The following is an 8,669-nucleotide window of genomic DNA, read 5'->3' on the forward strand; positions in this document are numbered from 1 at the left end:
ATCACGACGAAATAGCGAAAGGGCGTGAAGACGAGACATGAGCCATGAGCAAGAGACATCAATTGAAGGCATAGCAATTATCGGAATGTCCGGCAGGCTACCAGGTGCTCCTAATCTTGAACGTTTTTGGAGCAATCTGATTGAAGGAATCGATTCAATCTCACCCATTACTGATGAAGAATTGCGTGATTCGGGCATTAAAGAAGAGGTTATCAACAACCCGGCTTACATTAAATTTAAAGGCATTTTGGGCAATGCGGACGAGTTCGACGCTTCATTTTTTGGCTATAGTCCCAGAGTTGCCGAACTCATGGATCCCCAGCACCGGATTTTCTTGGAATGTGCCTGGGAAGCCATGGAGAATTCGGGATGTAATCCTGACTCGTATGAGGGCCGGATCGGTGTTTATGCCGGAGAAAGCATGAATACGTATTGGGTTCATAACCTGATTCGGCATGTCGACTTGATCGCATCGGCGGAAAGTCTTCAAGCGGCCATCGGGAATGACAAGGACAGTTTAACGACCGAAGTTTCCTACAAATTGAACTTGACCGGCCCTGCTGTCACCATTCAATCCTCTTCTTCCACTTCTTTGGTCGCCGTCCATATGGCGGTACAAAGTTTGCTGAACTATGAATGCGATATCGCTTTGTCCGGCGGGGTATCCGTACATTTTCCGGAAAAAGCGGGGTATTTGTATCACGAAGGGGGCACCACCTCTCCTGACGGAAAATGCAGACCGTTCGATGCGGAAGCGAAAGGTTTTGTGAGCGGGCACGGTGCTGGCGTTGTCGTGCTGAAGAGGCTGCAGGATGCTTTGGATGACAAGGATACGATTTATGCCGTTATTAAAGGTTCTGCCATTAATAATGACGGATCCAACAAGGTTAGTTATATGGCTCCCAGCGTTCAAGGACAGGCTGAGGTCATTGCGATGGCTCTGGCGGATGCTAGCGTTCATCCAGAGACGATTCGCTACATTGAGGCTCATGGTACGGCTACCAATATCGGCGATCCGATTGAAATCGCTGCGCTAACACAGGCATATAGGACCAAGACGGACAAAACGCAATATTGTGCGATCGGTTCTGTCAAGTCGAACATTGGGCATTTGGATACAGCCGCGGGAGTCATCGGACTGATTAAGGCCGCACTTGTCCTCAAGCATAAAATTATTCCGCCTACTATACATTTTGAGAATCCAAATCCGCGTATCGATTTCCAGAATACCCCATTCTTCGTCAATAGCGAATTGACATCGTGGGAAGCAGCGGATGGATTTCCCCGCCGGGCGGGCGTCAGCTCATTCGGCATGGGAGGCACGAATGCCCATATGATCCTGGAAGAGTTCCCGTCCTTGGCAGCCAAGTCTGAACAAACCGAACCGGACCCGTTCCCGGAAATCATGACATTGTCCGCCAAAACGCCGTCTTCTCTTCGGATGAAAGCGAAGCAGCTGGCTGACGATCTGGAAGCAAAATGTGATCTCTCATGGAGAGATGCAGCATACACCTTGAATACAGGCAGAAGACTGATGAGTTACCGCTACGCGCAAGCCATAATGAACCGGGAGCAGTGGATCGCTTCTCTCCGCGATTTCTCGCATGCAAACACCGAGATCTCTTATACGGATAAAGGTCTTCAAGCTGTATTCCTGTTTACCGGACAAGGCTCCCAGTATGTAAATATGGCCAAAGATTTGTACAAGCATGAACCGGTATTCAAGCGTTATATGGATCGATCTGCGGAGTTGTTGATCCCGCTGCTGGGGCTGGATATCCGAGAAATTCTGTATCCTGCTCAGGATGAAGAAGAAGCCGCAGGCCGGCTCAGGCAGACGGAATTGGCTCAGCCGATATTGTTTGTCATTGAATATGCGACTGCGCAAATGTGGATTCATAGAGGAATTCGCCCGCAAGCCATGGCCGGGCACAGTATCGGAGAATATGCGGCTGCCGTTTTGGCCGGAGTTTTCAAGCTGGAAGATGCGCTAAAGCTTGTGGTCGAGCGTGGAAGGCTAATGCAGCTCCTGCCGAAAGGCTCCATGCTTTCCGTTCATCTCTCTGAAGTGCAAATCCAGGCTCTGTTGAATGAGCATATTGCTCTGGCAGCGGTGAACAGCTCGCAGTCATGCGTCCTATCCGGCGATAGCGAAGCGATTCATAGTCTGCGCGAGCGGCTGGATTCAGAAGGGGTAACCTGCATGCTGCTCCAGACGTCACATGCATTCCACTCTCATATGATGGATCCCGTTCTTAAGCCAATGGCAGATACATTGGGCACGATCAGGCTGAATCGCCCCGCGATCCCGATTGTGTCGAGCATGACCGGGGAATGGCTGACGGACGACCAAGCGCAATCCATTCAATACTGGACCGAGCATCTGCGCAATCCGGTTCAATTCGATAAAGCTGCTTCGGTATTGCTGGAGGAGCCCGAATCCGTACTGATCGAGGTGGGACCGGGTCATACGTTATGCACCCTAATCAACAACCATTTAAACAAAAAGAAGGGGCATACGGCGATCGCCTCCATTCGCCACCCGAAAGTCACAACGAAGGATGATGTTTTCTTCGCAAACGCATTGGCAAAAGCGTGGGAAGCTGGTCTTGCCTTAGACTGGAAGGCTCATTACGGCGAGCATAGCTATAAAAAAGTGCCGCTGCCTGCCTATCCTTTCGAGAGGAAACGGTATTGGCTCACTCCGATTCCCGATGCTCCGGGAACTACCGTTGACCGGGGGGAAGAACGCCAAGACATCGATGACTGGTTCTATTCGCAGATCTGGAAGCAAACGCCAATTCTCCGCAGCAACGCCGGCAGGAAGAATGCGGTAGAGGTGTTTATGGTGTTATGTGATCAGCGCGCCGGCCAAGACTTTATCGACTTAATTGAACAGAACGGCAACACAGCCATTGTGGTCAGCCCGGGAGATTCGTTCTACCAACTCTCTGATCGCTGGTTTTCCATACAGCCTGATGAGGCGGCCGATTACGTACAACTCTTTAACAAGCTTCGCCAAATGTCCATATATCCGACACAGATCATCCATGCATGGAGCGCCTTCGGACGGGGAACGGATTGGGGAGACCTGGAAGACGGCCGCCGCCGGTACGAGCAAGCTCAAATAATGGGCAGCTACAGTGTCATTCACCTTGTGCAAGCGATACAGCAAACGGGAGCCGAACGTCCAATACAGCTGATGACGGTCACCTCTGACGCTGTATCCGTATTGGGCAATGAACGGCTAGTGCCGGAGCAGGCTCCAGTGGTCGGACTTGTGCGCTCGATTTCACAAGAGTTCGCCAATCTCTCATGTAAACATGTAGATATTTCGGCAAATATGCTCGGAAGTAGGCACAGCAGAGCCAACCTGGTTCAGTCGCTCTTCACGGAAAGCTTGCGTACGGGGGACCGGTTGACAGCGTACCGTTCCGGCCGACGCTGGATTGCCGAGCTGGAGGCGGTCAGGATCAAGGAAGACTTCATGTCAGCGACGATCAGTAGATCTGGTGATAAGGGGTGCATAGTCATCCTGGGCGGATTAGGCGAAATCGGATACAGCTTGGCTGAGAGTCTAGTTCAATGTGGCAACCATCCAATTGTGCTCGTAGGCAGAACTGAGCTGCCTACGCAAGCCGAATTGGGTGTGGGCAACGCGTCTAGCGAAATCTTACGTAAAGTCGAGTTACTGCGTAATCTGGTAGAACAATCCAATGCACAAGTAACGTATGTGAGTGTAGACGTAGCCGATGAGAAACGAATGACTCAAATGATAGATGATGCGATTGCTGCCTACGGTTCCATTCACGGCATCATTCATTCTGTCGGTGAAATCAACCAGGATCTTCTCTTGCCTCTGAACGAGATCAACCGTGGGAATAGAGCTGTGCACCTGCCAGCTAAGGTCGATTCGCTGTATGTGCTTAAGAAAATTGCAGAGCAGGTACAGCCGGACTTCTGCGTATTAACTTCTTCACTGGCTTCCCTATTGGGGGGAATCGGCTACGGCACGTATTCTACAGCCAATCAATTCATGGACTTATTCGCGTATCAGCAAAATCAAGCTCAAAAACATACGCATTGGATAAGTATAAATTGGGACGCCTGGTCAAGAGCAGAATGGCTGGCATCTGATGGACTTGGTTCGTCCTTGATTATGCAGAAGGCCATACTGCCTTCCGAAGGAAAGGAAGCATTCAGACGAATCTTGCATGCTGTAATAGACAGCCAGGTATTTGTGTCCACTCACAGCTTAAATCGGAGGCTGAATCAGCAGCAGGCTACCTTTGCACAGGAGGAGACACAGTCGCCTGGACAAGCAGCTCCGAGCATCGCTCATGCCAGACCGCATCTTCAAACGGAATATGAAGCACCGAAGAACGATATTGAACAGGAACTTTGCGGGATTTGGGGAGATATATTGCAGCTCCATCCGATCGGCGTAAACGACAATTTCTTTGAGTTAGGCGGCAACTCTCTGATAGGCATTCGCTTGATCAGCCAAATCAATGAACAGTTTGGAAGCTCAGTCTCACCCGTTTCGATTTATGCAGGTCCGACTGTCCGGTCATTAGCGGAGGTGCTCTCTGAAGAGGGCAATCGAAGCCTTGCGGATGAGGGGATCAGCAGGGGAGCGAAGAGACGTCAGAAAGCTCTTCAGCGAAATCATTGAGGAACTTGAGGAAGAAGCATTCTGGAGGCGGATAAGGTGAACAGGAAGGAATGGCTCCATCAAGTAGAGGGAACAGAAATTGCAATCACTGGCATGGCAGGCCGGTTTCCTGGTGCGGAGACGATCGAGCGGTTTTGGGAAAATTTGAGGGGTGGAGTAAACTCCATCCGTCCATTATCCGAAGAAGATTTTGCGAGGTTAGGTGTAGACGACTCGCTGTGGAGAAACCCCGATTTTGTTAAAGTCAGTTCATTTCTGGACGATTACGATTGCTTCGATGCCTCTTTCTTTGGCATAAATGACCGGGAAGCCGAGTTAATGGATCCACAGCATCGGATCATGCTCGAATGCTGCTGGGAAGCGTTGGAGAATGCCGGCTATATCGGAGAGGAGTTTTCCGGACCAATTGGAGTCTTTGCAGGAGCGTCTATCAGTACTTATCTGCTGTACCAGCTGATGAAGAATCAATCGGTTATGAATGCCTTTGATCCGATGCAGCTCGAAATCGGCAATGCGCCTGACTCCTTGACCTCGCGAATTTCTTATAAATTGAACCTAAAGGGCCCCAGCCAGTCTATCCAGAGCGCCTGCTCCACCTCTCTGGTGGCCGTACATATGGCTTGTCAAAGTTTGCTGGCCGAGGAATGCGATATGGCTCTAGCCGGCGGCGCATCCATTAATCTGCAGCTGCTTGCAGGGTATACCTATACACAAGACGGCATCTTGTCTCCAACAGGAGAATGCAGAACGTTCGACCACGATGCAAAAGGTACCGTGTTCGGCAGCGGAGTGGGCGCCGTCGTGCTGCGGCGGTTAGAAGACGCCATACGTGACGGAGACCATGTATATGCGGTAATCCGGGGGACGGCCGTCAATAATGACGGCTCGCTGAAAGTTGGATTTACGGCTCCAAGCGTGGAAGGACAAGCGAACGTCATTGCGGAAGCGATCGCCAATGCAGGCGTGGCCGAAAGTTCCATCCAATATATTGAAGCGCATGGGACCGGGACTGCCTTGGGCGATCCCATTGAAATGAAGGCCCTGCAAAAGGCATTCGGCGCCTATGGACGGAGGGGAGGGCAGACATGCGCAATCGGATCTGTGAAAACGAATATCGGCCACTTGGCACATGCTGCCGGGATATCAGGGCTCATTAAAGCGGTGCTGGCGCTGAATCATAAGCAAATACCGCCAAGCCTGAACTATCGTTCTCCCAACCCGGACATTGACTTCGCGGCCAGTCCGTTCTATGTGAACGCACACTTGCAGGATTGGAAGGTTCAAGCGTCACCACGGCGTGCTGGCGTCAGTTCGTTCGGATTCGGAGGCACGAATGCTCATGCGATATTGGAAGAGACGCCGGAAATTGTAGAAGAGCGTCCGTCAAGACTTTATCAGTTGCTTTTATTATCTGCGAAGAGCCTTTCCTCTTTGGAGAAGGCGGCGTACAAATTAGAGCGCTACTTGAGGCGGAATTCTTCATTAAATATGGCCGACGTCAGTTATACGCTGAAAGTCGGGAGGAAAGCTTTTGCCAATCGTCAGCTGATGATCGGGCAAATGGACAATGAACGTTTCCATGTCATAGAAACGCTGCCGCCCCAACAAATTGTTCAGGGGAACGCGCCTGGTCTGTGTTTCTTGTACCAATTTACGGATAATTTGTTAAACAATCATGTAGAACAGCTGTATAACCAAGAGGCCGGATTTCGCAGTTATTTCAATCAATGTCTATCCAACGCCGGAACAAGCCGAGTAGAAAGCCTTCAACATCTGCTTCTCTTCAGGAATCAAGATGAGGATGCGGATGACAATTGCAGACCGTACAAACGGCTGCTTGCATTTGCTTGCGCATATTCGCTTGCGAAATTATTACTTTCCTGGGGCATTAAGGCGAGAAATGAGGCAGCAGATACGTTTGGTGAAATGATTGCGGATTGTGTCGCAGGCAGAATTACGTTGCAGGAAGCAGTTTCTCGTGCTCTGAGCATCGATATCCGGCGCTTGCCGAACGAGGATCGGGCAAGTCGCGGATCCAACGAATGTTGGGTGGATACGTCTATGTCGGCCTTGAATGAAGCCGTGCAGGACGATTCGAAAATCCGATATTTATTGCGTTTGCAGCCAGATACGGACGCGGGTCTAAGCTTGACGAAAGCACTGGGCGAGCTCTGGTTAGCCGGCACAGAAATAAACTGGCGCAATTATTACCTTGAGGAAACAAGACGGCGGGTGCCATTACCTACATATGCGTTTGAGAAGAGGAAATATTGGGTCGAAGCGGATGCTGCTCCGGGGCAACAGGTTACGCACAGCAATGTCAGTGCCGTCAGCTTGTCCGAGGAATCGGTTATGAAAATCATCCTTGCCATTTGGCAAAAGCATTTGGGGAGCAAGGAAATCGGTAAGGATCAGCACTTTTTCGAAGCGGGAGGCGACTCCTTTACAGCCGTGCAGGTTGTCAAAGACATTCGTGAAGCGCTTCAGCTTGATTTGAGTGTTGCCAATCTGTACGAACATTTAACGATTCGTGCCCTCTCCCGTCATATTTGTTCGATTGCGGCAGAGGGGCATAAGGAAGACACAGCAGAAAAAGCAGAGCCCGCGGTGGGCAAATTTGCAAAGCGTAATGCATTACTGCAAGCGCAAAGGTTACGGAAGGAAGGGCGTGATTAATATTAGCAAGCAGCCAGAGACAGTCTACCATGGCTCCGAAATAGCCATTATAGGGATTTCCTGCAAATTTCCCGGAGCTGATCACTATGATGAGTTTTGGCATAATCTCGAGAATGGCGTTGAAAGCATAACGTTCTTTCATACGGACAACAATGAGCAGCCAGCAAATCAGAAGAAAGAGAAGGCGAATGAACTGGTCCATTTTGTACCCGCTTCCCCGATGATTAACGGCGCCGATGAATTTGATGCCGCCTTCTTCGGCTATACATCGTTGGAAGCAGAGATTATGGATCCCCAGCAAAGAATTTTGCTCGAATGTTCCTGGGAAGCGCTTGAAAATGCCGGTTACGATGCTGAGCAATACGAAGGGGCAGTAGGCGTTTTTGTCGGCTGCCGGATGAACACCTACGTGTTCAACCTGATATCCCACGCCGAATTAAAAGAAAAGCTCAGCGTGATCACGATCGGCGCAGGCAATGACTTCGGGCTTCTCGCGCCGCGGATCTCATACAAAATGAACTTGACCGGACCTAGCTATTCGCTCCATACCGGCTGTTCTACTTCTCTGGTCAATCTTCATTTGGCGTGCCAAAGCTTGCTGATAGACGAATGCCAAATGGCCATCGCGGGAGGCGTGTCTGTCTATGATCCTCAGAAAACCGGCTATGCCTATCAGCCTGGAGGCATGCTTTCTCCTGACGGGCATTGCCGTCCATATGATGAGAAAGCTTCCGGAACCGTGTTCGGCAGCGGTGCGGGAGCCGTAATTTTAAAGCGTCTGGAGGATGCGATCGCCGACGGAGATTACATTCACGCGGTCATTAAAGGCAGCGCTACGAACAATGACGGCGTTACAAAAGCCAGCTTCACAGCACCAGGCGTCGAAGGGCAAGCGACGGTTATTAAGGAAGCGATCAGCAACGCCGGGGTTGATCCGGAGTCGATCAGCTATATCGAAGGCCATGGAAGCAGCACGGCATTGGGAGATTCTATCGAATTTCTTGCAATGAAAAAGGCGTTCATCCAGCGGGACAAGAGAGCTGCAGACTGCGCCATCGGATCGGTCAAGTCGAATGTCGGTCACTTAGAAGCGGCAGCCGGAATGGCGGGACTGATCAAAACGGTCATGTCACTGAAACATAAGCAGTTGCCGCCGAGCCTTCACTTCGAACGGCCGAATCCCGAGATCGATTTTGCCCGAACGCCATTCTACGTGAACACCGAGTTGAAGCCATGGGCAGGCGAATATCCCCGCCGTGCGGGCGTGAGCGCCTCCGGCATGGGCGGCACCAATGCGCATGACATTCTGGAGGAAGCG

General features: G+C 50.8%; 3 protein-coding genes. All 3 read left to right on the forward strand.

What is annotated here, in order from left to right; all coding sequences use genetic code 11:
- Positions 1-37: 37 nt before the first annotated feature.
- Entirely contained in the window at positions 38-4,675 is a 4,638-nt protein-coding gene (locus KVT34_RS17790) for a type I polyketide synthase (RefSeq protein WP_217560149.1), read from the forward strand.
- Between the two features lie 36 nt (positions 4,676-4,711).
- Complete coding sequence (locus KVT34_RS17795) at positions 4,712-7,351, forward strand: type I polyketide synthase (RefSeq protein WP_217560150.1); 2,640 nt, start codon at positions 4,712-4,714, stop codon at positions 7,349-7,351.
- Positions 7,344-8,669, forward strand: a 1,326-nt coding sequence (locus KVT34_RS17800; RefSeq protein ID WP_217560151.1) for a type I polyketide synthase, incomplete at its 3' end; no start/stop codon positions are given. The genes KVT34_RS17795 and KVT34_RS17800, both read left to right, overlap by 8 nt.

The organism is Paenibacillus sp. GbtcB18 (assembly GCF_019091125.1).
GTDB classification, from domain to species: Bacteria; Bacillota; Bacilli; order Paenibacillales; family NBRC-103111; genus Paenibacillus_F; species Paenibacillus_F chitinolyticus.